This window comes from Leucobacter faecis (assembly GCF_054456695.2).
The window spans coordinates 1-456 of sequence record NZ_JBTJER020000036.1 but is presented as its reverse complement, the minus strand read 5'-3'; the positions used below and the strand labels follow the sequence as shown (position 1 = coordinate 456).

The 456-nt window shown below is 70.2% G+C and carries 1 pseudogene; it reads left to right on the top strand.

What is annotated here, in order from left to right:
* Positions 1–456: pseudogene (locus tag ACXR2W_RS14155) on the top strand (hypothetical protein); the annotation flags it as partial.

The following is a 456-nucleotide window of genomic DNA, read 5'->3' as shown; positions in this document are numbered from 1 at the left end:
TGGACCGTCGAGGTCGTCACGGTCGAGGCTGAACGGCAGGCCGCCGCACGTGAAGACGCCGCCCGCGAGGCCGCCGCGCGCGAAGCATCCGCGCGGGCTGCTGCCACCCAAGCGGCTGAGCAGACGGGCGAGGCTGACCAAGCAGGCCAGGCGACAGAGCCGGCGCCGAGCCTGGCCGATCAAGTGGCACCAGCGCGCACCCTCGACGAGGTACGCGCCGACACCCTCGCCGAGCTGCTCCTCAACGGCAACCCGTACACCGAGCTTGATGTGAACGACGGCAGCAAAGCAGCGCAGGTGCCCAGTGGGTTCTTCGCGCACGTGCAGGTGCTGGTGCCCATCGCCTCGATCCCGGCCACCACAGACCTCACCACCGACGCCAGCGCCGCATCCCCGCGGCAGGTGTGTGAACTCGTGGGGTACGGGCCGATCGCTTCGCAGATCGCGCACGACATG